The sequence below is a fragment of the Mesorhizobium sp. L103C105A0 genome (genome assembly GCF_000502215.1).
Lineage (GTDB): Bacteria > Pseudomonadota > Alphaproteobacteria > Rhizobiales > Rhizobiaceae > Mesorhizobium.
This window is the reverse complement of sequence record NZ_AYXF01000007.1, coordinates 117,136-132,146: the sequence shown is the minus strand read 5'-3', so window position 1 is coordinate 132,146 and position 15,011 is coordinate 117,136. Positions and strand designations below refer to the sequence as shown.

Sequence of the window (15,011 nt, the reverse complement as noted above, 5' to 3'; positions counted from 1 at the left end):
TTCATCGGCTCAGCCGGTGCAGGTGCGGGCGCCGGTGTGCTGGCTGCCGGCGGCTCTGCGGGNGCAGGATGTTCGCCGCTTCTGCCGAAAACATAGTACGCGACAATCGCAAGGATGACGACGACCAGCGCAATCAGCCAGCCGCTGCCACCACCCGACCTGGGCGCTGGATCGTTAGGGTTCGCCATAAAAGTGTCCTCCGTGGATGAAAAGCATCAATCAACACCCCTCAACGCGCAACCGTTGAACGGGTTCATACTAGGCCTTCAAATTGACGAACGCAGGAAAATTCTGATTCGCAACCGCTCGTTGGCCTGTATTTCCCCCGCAAAATCAATCACGAACGAGGTAGAACGAGCTTAGCTGGCCTTTTCCGCCAAAAATAGGGCCAACCGCCTCCGCTTTGCGAATCAGTTGCGCACCGCACAGAGCCGGGCTTACGTGATTCGGTATTCAAGACGGGCGCTGCTCAGTCGACGGCGGTGACGGTATAGCCGGCCTTGCGAAAATCCTCGACCAGGCCTTCGGGGCCGGGAAGATGCATGGCGCCGACGGCCATGAAGGCATTGCCCTTGGCCAGGATCGGTGCGGCATGGTCGGCCATGACCTTGTTGCGGCCGGTGATCATCGTCCGGTCGAATTCGGCGTAACCTGCGTCGTCGTCTTCGTCGGGCGAGATCGAACGCAACAGCGGCCAGAAGGTGCCGGTGTCGCCGCGCTGGTAAAGCACGATCATGGTTTCGTTGATGTCGTTTATCTTGTCGCCGAGCTTCAGGGTCTCGACCAGCCCTTTGATGTGGAACGCAATCGGCAGCGAGGCCATGGCGCGCAGCTGGCTGGCAGCGGTCTCCAACCCTTCCACCGGCTTCCCCAAGGCCTTGGCGTCCTGCGCCAGCTTGACGTCCAGAACCGGTGCGCCGCCTGCCTGACGGGCGACCTCACAGACCGGCAGCGCGACCATGGCCGACAGCAGCCACGGCTTCATCTTGGAGACGCTCGCCGGCGGAATGCCGCGCGCATCGAGCCCTTTGTTCACCACCGCCGCATCCTCCGGCGACAACAGCGACGACAACGTCGTGTTGTCGGTGAACATCATCAGCTCGGGTTCCTTGAGCATGGCCTCCATCATCTTCTGCTTGTCGAGCACGTCGGTGGTCTCGATGATGATGGTGCCGGCGGCGTCATAGGCTTTCCTGGCTGCCGGCGGCAGAGTGGTCACGCGCGGGTCGGTCATGTGCATGGTGCCGAACAGGAAGGATGCCTTTTCGCCTGATTTCTCCAGCTTCCACAACAGGCCCTTGCCGTTCAGCGTCGCTGCTGCTTCCGTCTCGATCCTGGAATAGGTGGCGGGGTCTTCCTTCTGCAGGGCCGACAGCAGATCGGCGCCGGCGCAGGCCGGGGCTTCGGCATGCGCCCTGCCCATGGCAAGCAGCAGCACGACGAGAAAAGACAGGCAAAACACGGCGTTGAGCGCGACGAGCAGCTTCAGCGACACAAGGGCCGCGCGATCGGCAATGGCAAGGGCGCGTTTCATGGTGCGGTTCTAGGACTGAAAAGCGGCGAAACGGTTAACCGGCGTGGGGAAATTGTCCTGGACTTATACAGTGGTCACGCGCGGGGATGCGCGGATTCGTAAATCTCGAGCAGTCTTGCGGTGTCGACGCCGGTATAGACCTGCGTCGTTGACAGGCTGGCGTGGCCGAGCAGTTCCTGGATGGTGCGCAGGTCGCCGCCGCGCCCGAGCAGATGGGTGGCGAAGGAATGGCGCAACGCGTGCGGCGTCGCGGTGTCAGGCAGGTTCAGCGCCGAGCGCAGCCTGGCCATGTCGCGCTGGACGATGGCCGGGTTGAGCGGCCCGCCGCGGGCGCCGCGAAACAGCAGGCCCTTGGGATCGAGATGGTAGGGACACAGTTTTCGGTATTCGGCGATTGCCCTGAGCGCCACCGGCAGCACCGGCACCAGCCGTGTCTTGCCACCCTTGCCGGTGACGCGCAGCACGGTGTCGGCTTCCGATGCCAGGTCGGCGGCGCTGAGGCCCAGCGCTTCGGAAATGCGCAGGCCCGATCCATAAAGCAGCGTCAGCACGGCGGCGTTGCGGGCGGCGATCCAGGGCTCTTCAGCCAGTTGGCCTTCCACCGACACGACATGTTTGGCATCGCTGGCGGTCAGCGGCTTGGGCAGCGATTTCGGCTGGCGCGGCGCGCGCAACGCAGCGGCACCGGCGGCATTGGCGAGACCGCGCAGTTCGAGGAAGCGCAGCAGCGAGCGGATGCCGGCGAGGCCGCGTCCGAGCGTGCGGGCGCCGGCGCCGGCGTTGCGCCGCGCGGCAAGAAAGCCGCGCAGATCGGCCGGGCGGAGAGTGGCGATGTCGGAAAGACCAGGCGAGCCGCCGCAATGCCCTGTGAGGAAATGCAGGAACTGGCGCGTGTCGCGCTCATAGGCTTCGACGGTCGCCGGCGACAGCCGGCGCTCGCGCGCCAGCATCTTCAGCCAGCTTTCGCGCGCTGCCTGGAGGTCGGGTTTTGCCGGGATGAGAAATTCCTGCATGCCGCCATTGTCAGGCAGCCGGGTTAGGAAGCGGTGAAGAACCTGTCATTGAAATGACGCCGGTAGGGCGTTAGAGCAGGGCAAAGGATATCAGCCATGTCGAAGCCCCAGAACCCCGTGCAAATGGCCGTGATCGGCGCCGCCCACGGCATCAAGGGCGAATTGCGGGTGAAGACTTTCACTGGCGAGCCGATGGCGCTGGCCGATTATGGGCCGCTCTATGCCAAGGACGGCCGCGTTTTCCAGATCACCGACATAAGGCCCGCCAACACCGTCGTGGTGGTGCGCTTCAAGGGCATTGCCGACCGCAACGCCGCCGAGGCGCTGGCCGGAACCGAGCTGTTCGTCGACCGCTCGATGCTGCCCGACGATGGCGAGGAGGACGAATTCTACCACGCCGATCTCGTCGGACTTGAAGTCCGCGACGATAAGGGCGCGGTCATCGGCAAGGTGGTGGCGGTGCATAATTTCGGCGGCGGCGACATTCTCGACGTTACCCTCGGCGGGCGCAAAGGCGTGCTGATCCCGTTCACCCAGGCCGCCGTGCCTCAGGTTTCGATCGCCGAAGGTTTTCTCCGCGTCGACCCGGCAGCCGCCGGCCTTGTCGAGGATGAGGATGGCGACGCGCCGCGCGAAGAAGATTTCGACGCGAAGGGCCGACCGCGCGGGCCGCGCGAAGCCGGAGGCAACCGGTGACGTTCAAGGCGTCGGTGCTGACGCTCTATCCCGAGATGTTTCCGGGCGGGCTAGGCCTGTCGCTGGCCGGACGGGCGCTCGCAGTCGGGACATGGTCGCTGGAAGCTATCCAGATCCGCGACTTCGCCAGCGATCGCCATCACACCGTCGACGACACGCCGGCCGGCGGTGGCGCCGGCATGGTGATGCGCGCCGATGTGCTGGCCAAGGCGATCGACCACACGTCGCCGGCGGGCGATCCGCGGCCGCGTTTGCTGATGAGCCCGCGTGGAAAGCCGCTGACGCAGGCGCACGTGCGCGAACTGGCTGGCGGGCCAGGCGCCGTCATCGTTTGCGGCCGGTTCGAGGGCGTCGACCAGCGGCTGATCGAGGCGCGTGGACTGGAAGAGGTCTCCATCGGCGATTTCATCCTGTCGGGCGGCGAGCCGGCGGCGCTCGTGCTGCTCGACGCCGTTGTGCGGCTGTTGCCCGGCGTCATGGGCAATGCGGTGTCGGGCGAGGAAGAAAGTTTCGAGAACGGCCTGCTCGAACACCCGCATTACACGCGGCCACAGGAGTTCGAAGGCCGCCCCATCCCCGACGTGCTGGTCTCCGGTAATCACAAGAAGATCGCCGCGTGGCGGCGCGCCGAGTCCGAGAAGCTGACCAGGGAGCGCCGGCCGGATTTGCTCGCCGCTCAGCCCTTGGCAAAATAGTAGACGGCGAGAAACAGGCCGACGGCGATGACGAAGCCGCGTACTGCGTTTTGCGGCACGCGCTTGGCGATCCAGACGCCGGCATAGCCGCCGAGCGCGCCGCCGGGGATCATGACGATTGCCTGAGGCCAGGCAACAACGCCGCCGGAAACGAAGACCAGTATGGCAACGGCGGCGATGACCACGGCCAGCATGTTCTTCAGCGCGTTCAGCCGGTGATAGTCGCCGGATTGCGTCAGGCCGAGCGTCGCCAGCATCATGACGCCCATGCCGGCGCCGAAGAAGCCGCCATAGATGGCGGTAGCGAACTGCGCCAGCGAACCGGCCAGAGAGCCGACCGTGGCTTCATGCCCAGGCTTCGGCGTTGGTTTCAGCCACGGCCCGGCGGCGAACAAGGCGGTTGCGGCCAGCAGCAGCCACGGCACGAGGGCGCGGAACGACGGATTTGAGAGCGCCAGCAGGATGAGCGCACCAGCCAGCGCGCCCAAAGCCGAGATCAGGCAAAGCAGCAGCGCGCCGCGCCAGAAATGCTTGATGTCGGTCCAGTAAGCCAGCGTCGAGGTGATGTAACCGGGAAACTGCGTTACCGAGGACGTGGCGTTGGCGACGATCGGCGGCAGGCCGGCCAGCGTCATGGCGCCGAAGGTTATGAAGGTGCCGCCGCCGGCAACGGCGTTGACGGCGCCTGACAGAAAACCCGCGAGGAAGAGCAGGACTGCGTCGAAAACAGACATTGTGAGGCCGCCGGACAAGTGTGCTGCTCCCGGATTAGGAAGCTTGAAGGGCCGGCGCAACCCTGCACTGGACGATTGCGTGGTGGCATGCGACCAAAAAAGACAGGGCCAAGGCGTGACAAGTCAGTGAAATAGCTGTATGTGCCCGCCCGTACTGGCGAGAAAAATCTCCCGGACCCGTCAACAATGACGGTGTAGTCGCCCCTGCCCAATGTTTCGAAGACAAGATGTCTCGGGGACAAAGGGCATAGCCGAGCGGTCAATGGAACTGCAAGGCGAGTGTCGGACGCTCTGACTGTCGGAAGAACAAGAAGTGGACTATTGAGATGGATATCATCCGTCAGCTCGAGGCCGAACAGGCCGCCAAGATCGAAGCCAAGCGCAAGCTTCCCGAGTTTCAGCCCGGCGACACCGTGCGCGTCCAGGTCCGCGTGACCGAAGGCACCCGCACCCGCGTCCAGGCCTATGAGGGCGTCGTCATCGCCCGCGCCGGCGCCGGCTTCCAGGAAAATTTCACCGTCCGCAAGATCTCCTACGGCGAAGGCGTCGAGCGCGTTTTCCCGGTCTACTCGCCGATGGTCGAAGGCGTCGAGATCGTGCGCCGCGGCAAGGTGCGCCGCGCCAAGCTCTATTATTTGCGCGACCGTCGCGGCAAGTCGGCCCGTATTTCGGAAAACACCGGCGTGCGCGCCCGCAAGCTGAACGATGAGGAGCGCGACGCGCTGAACGCTGAGAAGGCCCGCATCGAGGCCGAGAAGATCGCCGCCGTGCAGGCGCTGGCAGCCGAGAAGGCCGCGCAGGAAGCCGCCGAGAAGAAGGCCGCCGACGAAGCCGCCAAGGCCGCCGACGAGGCTGCAAAGGCCGCGGAAGCGACCCCGGCCGAATAAGATCTCGACCAAGGATTTTGAAAAGGCGGCTTCGGCCGCCTTTTTTCGTTTCACCAGACTGTGAACGATTGCCGGCCGAGAGTTGCGCCACGGCTGTTGACTCGAATTATCTTGTACACTAAATGATCGTATACAAAGCAAATGGAGAACTGACATGGCACTCTACACCACACAGGCTCGCGTCACCGGCGGCCGCGCCGGCCACGGCGAGACCAGCGACGGCCTGCTGAAGGTCGACCTCGCTTTGCCGAAGGAGCTCGGCGGACAGGGTGGCGCCACCAATCCCGAGCAGCTGTTCGCGGTCGGCTATGCCGCCTGCTTCGAAAGCGCCATCCGCTTCGTCGCGCGCAAGCAGAAGCTGCCGCTGGACGATGCGGCGGTGAGCGCCACCGTCAGCCTGCTTCCCAATGGTGAAGGCTTCAAACTTGGTGTCGCACTGGCCGCGGAGACCAAAGGCCTTGATCAGGCGGCGGCGGAAGCGCTTGTATCGGCAGCGCACCAGATTTGCCCCTATTCCAATGCGATCAAAGGCAATATCGAGGTGGCGCTTTCGACCGTGGCGCTTCCGGCAAAGGCAGCATGACGACGAAGACCGAAACCAGGGCCAGCGAAGTCCCGGCGGACACCGCCGGGAGGATCGCCGTTCCGCGCCTCGACCAGCAGCTCTGCTTCGCGCTCTATTCGGCGAGCGGGCTGATGACCAAGCTCTATCGGCCGCTGCTTGACCCGCTCGGCCTGACCTATCCGCAATATTTGGCGATGCTGGCGCTGTGGCAGCATGCGCCGAGCACGGTCGGCGAACTCGGCGAGGCGCTGGGGCTGGATTCGGCGACATTGACGCCTCTGCTCAAGCGGATGGAAGCGGCTGGTCTCGTCACCCGCCGTCGCGATCCGGCCGACGAGCGCCGCGTGCTGGTCGAACCGACTGCCAAGGGCCAGGCGCTGCGCGCCCGCATCAAGGACGTATCCGCAGGCCTTGCCTGCGCCATGCCGCTGGAAGTCGAGGAGCTGAAGTCGCTGCACCGGACCTTGACCGGATTTGTCGCCAAGCTGCGTGAGGCTACGTCACCATCCTGATCCGTCATCTGACGGGTTCCCGTGTCCAGGAGGGGCCTGGTTTGCCGGCGGCGCAATCACGGAATAAATTCCGACCACGGGGCGTTCTAAAACCGCGTTGGTTGAAGGCATTGGAATCCGCTTTCACCGGACGCTGAGCACCGGACCGGCTTGCAAGCCGTCTGCGGACGGCTAAAGTCGCGCCTGGATTTTCATGCGAGCCCGGCTGCAAGCGGGCTTCTCATCCTGGAGCGTGTCATGACCAAATCGAAGCTGCTGCTGGCCGCCCTCGCGGCCTGTTTCCTCGCGCCCGTCGTTGCATGGGCGGCCGATGCACTGCCCGATCTCGGCGGCAAGAAGGTCGTGGTGGTGACGGAAAACGCCTATCCGCCGCTGCAGTTCATCGACGCCAAGACCGGCAAGCAGATCGGCTGGGAGTATGACGCGATGGACGAAATCGCCAAGCGGCTGAACTTCAAGGTGGAGTACCAGAACACCTCCTGGGACGCGATGATCCAGGCGGTTTCCGACAACCAGTACAACATTGGCATGACCGGCATCACCATCAAGGACGACCGAAAGGAGAAGGTCGATTTCTCCGACCCCTATATGCGTTCGGAGCAGTTCATGCTGGTGCGCGCCGATGAAAGCCGCTTCACCGACGCCAAGACCTTCGCCGCCTTCAAGGACGGGTTGATCGGCGCGCAGGCCGGAACGACGCCGTTCTACACCGCCGTCTACAGCGTGCTCGACGGCAATGAGCAGAACCCGCGCATCAAGCAGTTCGAGACCTTCGGCGCTTCGGTGCAGGCACTGAAATCCGGCGACGTCGATGTCGTCCTGACCGACGGCACCGCCGGCAAAGGCTATGTCGATGCCTCCGGCGGCAAGCTCAAGCTGATCGGCGGCCCGCTCGGCACCGAGGATTTTGGCTTCATCTTCCCGAAGGGCTCGGACCTGGTGAAGCCGGTCAACGCGGCGATCGCGGCGCTGAAGGCCGACGGCACGATCGAGGCGCTGAACAAGAAGTGGTTTCTCGACTACAAGATGGGGCAGTGATGTCCGACTCCTTACCCTCCCCCTTGTGGGGAGGGTCGATCCGCGAAGCGGAGCGGGGTGGGGGTGCCAGCGCCGGCGCTTTGTCACGACCCCCACCCCGGCTCACCAGCTTTGCGATGCAAAGCTTGTTCGCCGACCCTCCCCACAAGGGGGAGGGTGAAGCGCCCTGATGGCCACGCCCCCCGCTTCGACTCTCAAATCCGATTTCCCCTGGTGGCTTGCCGCCGCGATCGCGCTCGCCGTCGTCGCTGCGCTCTCCATTGCCGCCAGCGATCTCTACGCCCAGGTTTTTGCCACCGTCGCCAAAGGCATCGGCATCACCATTCTTGTCACCGTGGTCGCCTTCGCGCTGGCTTCCGCCGTCGGGCTCGGCATTGCGCTGATGGGGCTGTCGGGGTCGCGTTGGCTCAAGCAGATCGCTCGTTTCTATGTCGAGATCATCCGCGGCGTGCCGATCCTGGTGCTGTTGTTCTGGATCGCCTTCGCCGGCGCGCCGGCCTTCGTGGCTGCGTGGAATGCGCTGACCGCGCCGCTGCAAAACGCCGGCTATCTCGGCGAGCTTTTGGTGCGCGACGTGTCGCTGTTGTGGCGTGCGATCATGGCGCTGACCATCGGTTATTCCGCCTTCATCTCCGAGGTCTTCCGCGCCGGCATCCAGTCAGTCGAGAAAGGCCAGATCGAGGCTGCCAAGGCGCTCGGGCTGACGCGCACGCAGCGCTTCCGGCTGATCGTGTTCCCACAGGCGATCCGCACCATCCTGCCGCCGCTCGGCAATGACTTCGTCGCCATGGTCAAGGATTCCTCGCTGGTCTCGGTGCTCGGCGTCGCCGACATCACGCAGATGGGCAAGATCTACGCCGCCGGCTCGTTCCGCTTCTTCGAGACCTATTCGATCGTCGCCTATATCTATCTCATCCTCACTGTCAGCCTGTCGCTGGCACTGCGGGGGCTGGAGCAACGACTGCGGCGGGCGCAGCAGGAATAGAAGTCCGACGCGGGCACGGCTACGATGGCGGAGGACAGGATTCCGGAGGATGCAGGCGATGACGATCGACAAGGCCAATGCGGCGCTGGGCACCGTCTATTCGGCCGACACGCCGGAAGGGCTGGCCAAGGCCTATGCGGACTGGGCCGCGACCTATGACGGCGAAACCGCTTCGCTAGGCTATCTGCTGCCGTTCCTGATCACCGCCTGGGTGGCGCGCCATGTGAAGGTGGGTGAAGGACCGCTGCTCGACGCCGGCTGCGGCACCGGCCTGTCGGGCCCGTCATTGAAGGCGCTGGGTTATCACGACATTGCCGGGCTCGACCTCTCCGACGACATGCTGAAGATCGCCGGCAGCCGCAATGCCTATGGCGATCTGAAGCAGGCAATGCTCGGCGGGCCGCTGCCCTGGCCAGACGGGCATTTCCGCGCCTTCTTCTCGACTGGCGTGTTCACCATCAGCCATGCGCCGGCGTCCGGCCTGCACGAGCTTGTCCGCATCACCAGAAAAGGCGGCCACGCCATCTTCACCGTGCGCGACCAGGTGTTTGACAGCGGCGGCTTCCAGGCCGTGTTCGACGGGCTGGAGCGGGCCGGGAAATGGCGGCCGGCCGAGCAAAGCCCATGGTTCCGCTGCTATGCGATCGCCGAGCCGGACGCGCTGGTGAAGACTTTTGTGTTCGAGGTGCTTTGAGCGCCGCCCTCTTCGCCTTCTCACAAGGGGAGAAGCGAAAACACGCCGCAATTGCCGAAAACCGAAAACATTGGTATGAGCCACGCCATGGAAGAGCTTTTTGGCGATCCGGCCTATAAGGGTTTCGTGCTGCAGGACCGAAAACGCCTGCCGTCGCGTTTCTCTTCGCGCATTTCCGGCGCGCTCACCAGCCGACTTAGCTAAGCCGCTTTCGCCGGGCCGAAGGCTTCGGCGCGTCTGCCCTTCCCCTTTTTGCAAATCGACGGATTTACGCACATGAGCGCACCGCGCACCCTCTACGACAAGATTTTTGACGACCATGTCGTCGACCGCCAGGATGATGGCACCTGTCTGCTCTACATCGACCGCCATCTCGTCCATGAAGTGACCAGTCCGCAGGCCTTCGAAGGTCTGCGCATGACCGGCAGAAAAGTCCGGCATCCGGAAAAGACGCTGGCCGTGGTCGATCATAATGTCTCGACCTCGCCGGAGCGCAAATTCGGCATCAAGAACGAGGAAAGCCGCATCCAGGTCGAGGCGCTGGCCAGGAACGCTAGGGATTTCGGCGTCGAATATTATTCCGAGAACGATATCCGCCAGGGCATCGTCCACATCATCGGGCCGGAGCAGGGCTTCACGCTGCCTGGCATGACGATCGTCTGCGGCGACAGCCACACCTCGACGCATGGCGCCTTCGGCGCATTGGCGCATGGCATCGGCACCTCCGAGGTCGAGCATGTGCTGGCGACGCAGACGCTGATCCAACGCAAGGCCAAGAACATGCTGGTGCGCGTCGATGGCCAGTTGCCGGAAGGCGTCACCGCCAAGGACATTATCCTCGCCATCGTCGGCGAGATCGGCACCGCCGGCGGCACCGGCTATGTCATCGAATATGCCGGCGAGGCGATCCGCGCGCTGTCGATGGAAGGCCGCATGACGATCTGCAACATGTCGATCGAGGGCGGCGCGCGCGCCGGCCTGATCGCGGCCGACGAAACCACCTTCGCCTATGTCAAGGGCAAGCCGCGCGCGCCGAAGGGCGCGTCGTGGGACGCCGCGCTCGAATACTGGAAGACGCTGCAGTCCGACGAGGGCGCGCATTTCGACAAGGTGATCGTGCTCGACGCGGCCAAGCTGCCGCCGATCGTCTCCTGGGGTTCCTCGCCCGAGGACGTCGTTTCGGTGCAGGGCGTCGTTCCCAATCCGGAAGAGATCACGGACGAGAACAAGCGGACGTCAAAGATCCGCGCGCTCGACTATATGGGGCTGACGCCGGGCACGAAGATCACCGACATCACGCTCGACCGCGTCTTCATCGGCTCCTGCACCAATGGCCGCATCGAGGATCTGCGTGCGGTGGCCAAGGTGGTCGAAGGCAAGACGGTGAGTGCGCATGTCGATGCGATGATCGTGCCGGGCTCCGGTCTGGTCAAGGAACAGGCGGAGGCCGAGGGTCTCGACAAGATCTTCATTGCCGCCGGTTTCGACTGGCGCGAGCCGGGCTGCTCGATGTGCCTGGCCATGAACGACGACCGGCTGAAGCCGCATGAGCGCTGCGCCTCGACCTCGAACCGCAATTTCGAAGGCCGGCAGGGCTTCAAGGGCCGCACCCATCTGGTATCGCCGGCCATGGCGGCGGCGGCGGCGATCGCCGGCCATTTCGTCGACATCCGCGACTGGAAATAGCGCAGACTGGTTCAAGCCTGATCTGAGCGTATGCAAAACCCCGAACGGCAACACCGTTCGGGGTTTTGTTTAAAGCGCGCCGCTCTAAGACCCTTGGGGTATTATGCCCTAGCCGGCACGCCGGATGATTTCATGAAATTCCTCCCGGCTGCCGGGTTCGTCGGCCGCGACCACCAGCGCCAGTTCGCGCTCGTCGAAGATCTTGAACCACTCGTCCCATTCGACCAGCTCGTAGCCGCCTGCGTTGACCGGGCGTTCAGGCTGATCCTGGTCCTGATAGGCGTGCTGGCCGAAGACGAGCCTCAGCAACGGCTGCGTTCCGGTTTCGGGCGATACATCGACGATCGCCGGAAATCCGGCGCGCCCTGCGGCCCATGAGCGAATTGCTTCGTGATCGGTCAGCGTGATCGTGTCGGCCATGAACAACTTCTCCTTGATTGCTGTCAGGAAACGCCGGCCTCAGGTCCCGGTTCCGTGCACCAGCTTCATGAGTGGCGACTTGCATATTCGTCCCGGCTTAACCGCTTGTTGGGGCTTGCGCTCTAAGGTCTTCCCGGACGTCAAGCGGGAAGTCACCGTCCTTTGGACACCGGCCTGTTCATAGCGCTGCTCAATCCGACGATCGCGCTGGCGCTCGGCGCGGCGTTCCTCGTGCTATGGTTCTATCAGCGCCACCGGCCCTATCTGGCTGTGCTCGGCACGAGCTATTGCGTGTCCGCGCCCGGCTTCCTGCTGCAGTATTTCACGCTGCCCGGCGGCATGGTGCTGACCAAGCTGGTCTCCAACCTCTGCTTCACGCTCGCCGCCTGCTGCCTCGTCGGTGCGATCATCTCGCGCTACGGCAGGCGCGTGCCCTATATCGCGATCGGCATTCTGGCGGGTGGCGGGATGGTCGCATTCTGCTGGTTCCTGTTCGTCCAGCCGGACTTGACTTGGCGCATCCTGTCGATCAATTTCGGCTTTGGCGGCCTCAGCCTGCTGGTCGCCGCCGAGCTGCGCGCCGTGCGCAAGAACGGCCCGACGGAAAAAATCCTGTTCGTACTGTCGCTGCTGTCCGGGCTGAACTTCATCGGCCGCACGCTGCTCGTCGTCATCTCGCACGGGCCGTTCACCAGCTATGACGGGTTTTATGGCTCGTCCTACTGGACGACGGCGCTTTTGACGCACGCGCTGCTGTCGTTGCTGATCGCGCTCTGCCTGTTCTCGGCAGCTGCGCTCGACGTGATGAAGGCGCTGAAGACCGAGACGCACACCGATCCGCTGTCTGCCCTGCTCAACCGCAGGGGTTTCGAGGAGCGCGCCTTGCTGGTGCTGCAGCATTGCGCTGTTACCAAGGTGCCGGTCGCGCTGGTGCTGGCCGATCTCGATCACTTCAAGGCGCTCAACGACAAATACGGACATGCCGCGGGCGACCAGGTGATCGCCGACTTCGCCGCCAAGCTTCGCGCGGCCGCCGGCACGCGTGCGGTTGCCGGCCGCATCGGCGGCGAGGAGTTCGCTGTGCTTCTGTCGCTGAGCGATCTTGCCACGGCGCGGCTGTTTGCCGAAGCCGTGCGCACGCACTATTCGGCCGGCAGTGTCGACGGGTTGCCGCCGGGCACCAGGGTGACCGCGAGCTTCGGCGTCGCGGCGCGCACCGGCGACGAAGGGCTGGAGCCGCTGATGCGGCGCGCCGACGAAGCGCTCTACAAGGCCAAGAAGAACGGCCGCGACAGCGTGCGATTGTCCTATGAGCGGGCGGAAACGGTGTTCATCCCGGATACAGGCAGCGTCGGTTAGCGTCTCGCTTAAACGGCCTCTCGGCCGTGCCGGATCATCAGCGGCAAGGGCTGAGGTTGGGCATTTCGCCGTCGGAGAGGCCGTACATATAGGAGCGGCCCTTCACGAACACCGGCGGCTGGTAGCAGCCACGCCTAGAGATGTGATCCGCCTCGTCTTCATAAAGGACTTCCGGTTCCGCTTCCGGCTGCCCGGCGCTGGTGTAGTCGGACAATTTCTTGGCCAGCCTGCCTTGGCCGACAATGATGCGCTTGTAGCCGGCGGCGCTGTCGATGACGAGATTGCCTAGGGAATCGGCATAGACGCGGTCATGATGGCGCGACAAGGCCATTGCCGGGGCGGCGAAGCCGAGACTGGCTGTCGCCAGCACAAGCGCCGCAAGGCGCGCTCTTCCTGAGTTCGATAGCATGGTGTCCTCTCTGCTGTGGACCCGATCGAATCGGAAATTAACCTTTTCTTAACCTTTGTTAAGAGGGCAGGCGCATCCGGCGGCGATCTCTCGCCAAACATGGTTAATATCCGACGGGATGGAAAACCCGGGCGTCATCATTCGGCCATGCTTGCCCGCACCATCGGCCGCGACGCACACAACTACGCTGACGTCGGGTGAGCTTGATCTTGGTGGAACATCGCGGCTAGTTAGCCGCGCAGGAGGACAGCATATGGCGTTACGCCGGACGTTTCGGGTGACGCTGTTGTCGATCCCCTTGCTGACTGCCGCAGCCTGCGTGCCGCAGAACGGCGCGCCGACGGCGGTGAATACCGTACCACCCACTGTCGCGCCCGCGCCGGCTCAGCAGTCCGCCCCACCTGTGGCGCCCCCGGCTTCCGCAACGGCTCCGACAGCGCCTGCCGCACCGCCAGCCAAGATTGTCACCGACCTTACGGCCCCGCGGTCTGCTGTCGGCACGGCGACTTACAGATGCGGCAATGGCGGTGTGATCACCATCCAGAACCTCGGCACGGCGCTGCGCGTTGTCAGGCCAGACGGCACGACCGAGGAGTTTGCCGCATCACCCGCCAACCAGTCCAGCCGCTACCAGGAAGCCGCGTCGCATAACGCAATCGTGATCGACGCGCGCGAGGCGCTGGTGATGAAGAGGGGCTCGACACCACAGACCTGCAAACGATAGCCCGGAGTCGATTGCAAACGGAAATGCCGCACTGCAGCGAACGGTGCGCCGGCTTTCGACGGTGGCCAAATCGATTGAAGAGAAACAGCAGCCTTTTGTCAGACTAAATGACGTTTTCAAAACGATTTTCCGGCTTTGACGCGGTGCAAAAAGAGCATTAGAAACCGGCTGTCTGAAGTCATATATCGAGGCGGTAAGTGCCGCTTTCCACCGCGGCTCCGGACATCGAACTGGGGCAGCCATGAGCAAATCACCAGCCACCCGAACCGCCAGACGTGAACGGCCGCTCTCGCCGCACCTGACGATTTACCGCCCACCGATCACCATGACGATGTCGATCATTCATCGCATCACTGGCGGGGCGCTGTATTTCGGCACGCTGCTGGTCGCCGCGTGGCTGATGGCGGCGGCGAGTTCGCAAGGCGCTTTCGATTGGATCAACTGGGCCTTCGGCACATGGCTCGGCCGGCTCATCCTGTTCGGCTACACCTGGGCGCTGATGCACCACATGCTGGGCGGCGTGCGCCATCTCGTCTGGGACACCGGCGCCGGGCTGGAGAAAAACACGGCATCGAAGATCGCCTGGGCGACGCTCGCCGGTTCCATCCTGCTCACGCTGCTGATCTGGGTCGCCGGCTACATGGCGCGGGGAACCTTGTGATGAGCGGCACGAACAACAACGATATGCGCACGCCGCTGGCCAAGGTCCGCGGTCTGGGCTCGGCCCGCGAAGGCACCGGGCATTTCTGGCGACAGCGGCTGACGGCCATTGCCAACATCCCCCTGATACTGTTCTTCGTCGGGTTCCTGATCGCGCTCAATGGCGCCGGCTTCGCCGAGGTGCGGGCGGCGCTCGCCAGTCCGTTCGTGGCGCTGGTGTTGGCGCTGGTGCTCGTTTCCGGTCTCACCCATATGCGTGTCGGCATGCAGGTCATTATCGAGGATTACGTGCATGCCGAAGGCATGAAGCTGGCGCTGATCGCACTCAGCACGTTTTTCACCATAGCGGTCGGCGTCGCCTCGATCTTCGCCCTGCTCAAACTGGCATTCGGAGGCTGAT

At 63.9% G+C, this 15,011-nt stretch carries 18 protein-coding genes; 13 read left to right on the top strand and 5 right to left on the bottom strand.

Annotation, left to right across the window (positions count from 1 at the left end; genetic code table 11):
• Window positions 1-469: 469 nt before the first annotated feature.
• On the bottom strand, window positions 470-1,534 hold the full coding sequence (locus X727_RS144490; RefSeq protein WP_023683873.1) for a TraB/GumN family protein: 1,065 nt from the start codon (window positions 1,532-1,534) through the stop codon (window positions 470-472).
• 74 nt (window positions 1,535-1,608) lie between these two features.
• Window positions 1,609-2,547, bottom strand: a complete 939-nt coding sequence (locus X727_RS144495; protein WP_023834687.1) for a tyrosine recombinase XerC — start codon at window positions 2,545-2,547, stop codon at window positions 1,609-1,611.
• Between the two features lie 96 nt (window positions 2,548-2,643).
• On the opposite strand from X727_RS144495, the gene rimM reads away from it, so the two are divergent.
• Together rimM and trmD are read left to right on the top strand one after the other, a co-directional pair.
• A complete protein-coding gene (rimM, locus tag X727_RS144500) occupies window positions 2,644-3,243 on the top strand; it encodes a ribosome maturation factor RimM (RefSeq protein ID WP_023730247.1) in 600 nt (199 codons plus the stop codon).
• Window positions 3,240-3,938, top strand: coding sequence for a tRNA (guanosine(37)-N1)-methyltransferase TrmD (gene trmD, locus X727_RS144505; protein ID WP_023698365.1), 699 nt, complete (start codon window positions 3,240-3,242; stop codon window positions 3,936-3,938). Before rimM ends, trmD begins: the two co-directional genes overlap by 4 nt.
• On the opposite strand, the gene X727_RS144510 is transcribed toward trmD, so the two are convergent.
• Window positions 3,920-4,672 (bottom strand): sulfite exporter TauE/SafE family protein, encoded by a 753-nt coding sequence (locus tag X727_RS144510; RefSeq protein WP_023683874.1) that lies wholly within the window; start codon window positions 4,670-4,672, stop codon window positions 3,920-3,922. The two genes, trmD and X727_RS144510, sit on opposite strands and share 19 nt — an antisense overlap.
• Window positions 4,673-4,998: 326 nt before the next feature.
• On the opposite strand from X727_RS144510, the gene rplS reads away from it, so the two are divergent.
• From rplS to leuC, 7 genes are all read left to right on the top strand, one after another.
• Window positions 4,999-5,559, top strand: coding sequence for a 50S ribosomal protein L19 (rplS, locus tag X727_RS144515; protein WP_023670525.1), 561 nt, complete (start codon window positions 4,999-5,001; stop codon window positions 5,557-5,559).
• A gap of 154 nt (window positions 5,560-5,713) precedes the next feature.
• A complete protein-coding gene (locus tag X727_RS144520; RefSeq protein WP_023694503.1) occupies window positions 5,714-6,142 on the top strand; it encodes an organic hydroperoxide resistance protein in 429 nt (142 codons plus the stop codon).
• Window positions 6,139-6,636, top strand: a complete 498-nt coding sequence (locus X727_RS144525) for a MarR family transcriptional regulator (protein WP_023683877.1) — start codon at window positions 6,139-6,141, stop codon at window positions 6,634-6,636. The genes X727_RS144520 and X727_RS144525 overlap by 4 nt, the downstream gene beginning before the upstream one ends.
• A gap of 237 nt (window positions 6,637-6,873) precedes the next feature.
• Entirely contained in the window at window positions 6,874-7,674 is an 801-nt protein-coding gene (locus X727_RS144530; protein WP_023834686.1) for a transporter substrate-binding domain-containing protein, read from the top strand.
• 169 nt (window positions 7,675-7,843) lie between these two features.
• Entirely contained in the window at window positions 7,844-8,659 is an 816-nt protein-coding gene (locus X727_RS144535) for an amino acid ABC transporter permease (protein ID WP_023698366.1), read from the top strand.
• Window positions 8,660-8,717: 58 nt separating this feature from the next.
• Window positions 8,718-9,353 (top strand): class I SAM-dependent methyltransferase, encoded by a 636-nt coding sequence (locus tag X727_RS144540; RefSeq protein ID WP_023730242.1) that lies wholly within the window; start codon window positions 8,718-8,720, stop codon window positions 9,351-9,353.
• Between the two features lie 276 nt (window positions 9,354-9,629).
• Window positions 9,630-11,039 (top strand): 3-isopropylmalate dehydratase large subunit, encoded by a 1,410-nt coding sequence (gene leuC, locus X727_RS144545; protein WP_023710214.1) that lies wholly within the window; start codon window positions 9,630-9,632, stop codon window positions 11,037-11,039.
• Window positions 11,040-11,147: 108 nt separating this feature from the next.
• Here leuC and X727_RS144550 read toward each other — a convergent pair whose 3' ends face one another.
• On the bottom strand, window positions 11,148-11,459 hold the full coding sequence (locus X727_RS144550) for a hypothetical protein (protein WP_023670517.1): 312 nt from the start codon (window positions 11,457-11,459) through the stop codon (window positions 11,148-11,150).
• 162 nt (window positions 11,460-11,621) lie between these two features.
• Between X727_RS144550 and X727_RS144555 the strand changes: the two genes are divergently transcribed.
• Window positions 11,622-12,818: a GGDEF domain-containing protein gene (locus X727_RS144555; protein WP_023834685.1), complete on the top strand. Its 1,197-nt coding sequence runs from the start codon at window positions 11,622-11,624 to the stop codon at window positions 12,816-12,818.
• Window positions 12,819-12,855: 37 nt separating this feature from the next.
• On the opposite strand, the gene X727_RS144560 is transcribed toward X727_RS144555, so the two are convergent.
• Window positions 12,856-13,227 (bottom strand): hypothetical protein, encoded by a 372-nt coding sequence (locus X727_RS144560; protein WP_023834684.1) that lies wholly within the window; start codon window positions 13,225-13,227, stop codon window positions 12,856-12,858.
• Window positions 13,228-13,480: 253 nt separating this feature from the next.
• Here X727_RS144560 and X727_RS144565 point away from each other — a divergent pair, with 253 nt between their 5' ends.
• From X727_RS144565 to sdhD, 3 genes are all read left to right on the top strand, one after another.
• Window positions 13,481-13,951, top strand: a complete 471-nt coding sequence (locus tag X727_RS144565; protein ID WP_023834683.1) for a hypothetical protein — start codon at window positions 13,481-13,483, stop codon at window positions 13,949-13,951.
• Window positions 13,952-14,192: 241 nt separating this feature from the next.
• Window positions 14,193-14,612 (top strand): succinate dehydrogenase, cytochrome b556 subunit, encoded by a 420-nt coding sequence (sdhC, locus tag X727_RS144570; protein ID WP_023747372.1) that lies wholly within the window; start codon window positions 14,193-14,195, stop codon window positions 14,610-14,612.
• Entirely contained in the window at window positions 14,612-15,010 is a 399-nt protein-coding gene (gene sdhD, locus X727_RS144575; protein WP_023683885.1) for a succinate dehydrogenase, hydrophobic membrane anchor protein, read from the top strand. The genes sdhC and sdhD overlap by 1 nt, the downstream gene beginning before the upstream one ends.
• Window position 15,011: the final 1 nt, after the last annotated feature.

Excerpts from the sequence above, each read along its gene's own strand:
- X727_RS144490 (WP_023683873.1), bottom strand. The coding sequence starts at position 1,534 with ATGAAACGCGCCCTTGCCATTGCCGATCGCGCGGCCCTTGTGTCGCTG.
- X727_RS144495 (WP_023834687.1), bottom strand. The coding sequence starts at position 2,547 with ATGCAGGAATTTCTCATCCCGGCAAAACCCGACCTCCAGGCAGCGCGC.
- rimM (WP_023730247.1), top strand. The coding sequence starts at position 2,644 with ATGTCGAAGCCCCAGAACCCCGTGCAAATGGCCGTGATCGGCGCCGCC.
- X727_RS144510 (WP_023683874.1), bottom strand. The coding sequence starts at position 4,672 with ATGTCTGTTTTCGACGCAGTCCTGCTCTTCCTCGCGGGTTTTCTGTCA.
- rplS (WP_023670525.1), top strand. The coding sequence starts at position 4,999 with ATGGATATCATCCGTCAGCTCGAGGCCGAACAGGCCGCCAAGATCGAA.
- X727_RS144520 (WP_023694503.1), top strand. The coding sequence starts at position 5,714 with ATGGCACTCTACACCACACAGGCTCGCGTCACCGGCGGCCGCGCCGGC.
- X727_RS144525 (WP_023683877.1), top strand. The coding sequence starts at position 6,139 with ATGACGACGAAGACCGAAACCAGGGCCAGCGAAGTCCCGGCGGACACC.
- X727_RS144530 (WP_023834686.1), top strand. The coding sequence starts at position 6,874 with ATGACCAAATCGAAGCTGCTGCTGGCCGCCCTCGCGGCCTGTTTCCTC.
- X727_RS144535 (WP_023698366.1), top strand. The coding sequence starts at position 7,844 with ATGGCCACGCCCCCCGCTTCGACTCTCAAATCCGATTTCCCCTGGTGG.
- X727_RS144540 (WP_023730242.1), top strand. The coding sequence starts at position 8,718 with ATGACGATCGACAAGGCCAATGCGGCGCTGGGCACCGTCTATTCGGCC.
- leuC (WP_023710214.1), top strand. The coding sequence starts at position 9,630 with ATGAGCGCACCGCGCACCCTCTACGACAAGATTTTTGACGACCATGTC.
- X727_RS144550 (WP_023670517.1), bottom strand. The coding sequence starts at position 11,459 with ATGGCCGACACGATCACGCTGACCGATCACGAAGCAATTCGCTCATGG.
- X727_RS144560 (WP_023834684.1), bottom strand. The coding sequence starts at position 13,227 with ATGCTATCGAACTCAGGAAGAGCGCGCCTTGCGGCGCTTGTGCTGGCG.
- X727_RS144565 (WP_023834683.1), top strand. The coding sequence starts at position 13,481 with ATGGCGTTACGCCGGACGTTTCGGGTGACGCTGTTGTCGATCCCCTTG.
- sdhC (WP_023747372.1), top strand. The coding sequence starts at position 14,193 with ATGAGCAAATCACCAGCCACCCGAACCGCCAGACGTGAACGGCCGCTC.
- sdhD (WP_023683885.1), top strand. The coding sequence starts at position 14,612 with ATGAGCGGCACGAACAACAACGATATGCGCACGCCGCTGGCCAAGGTC.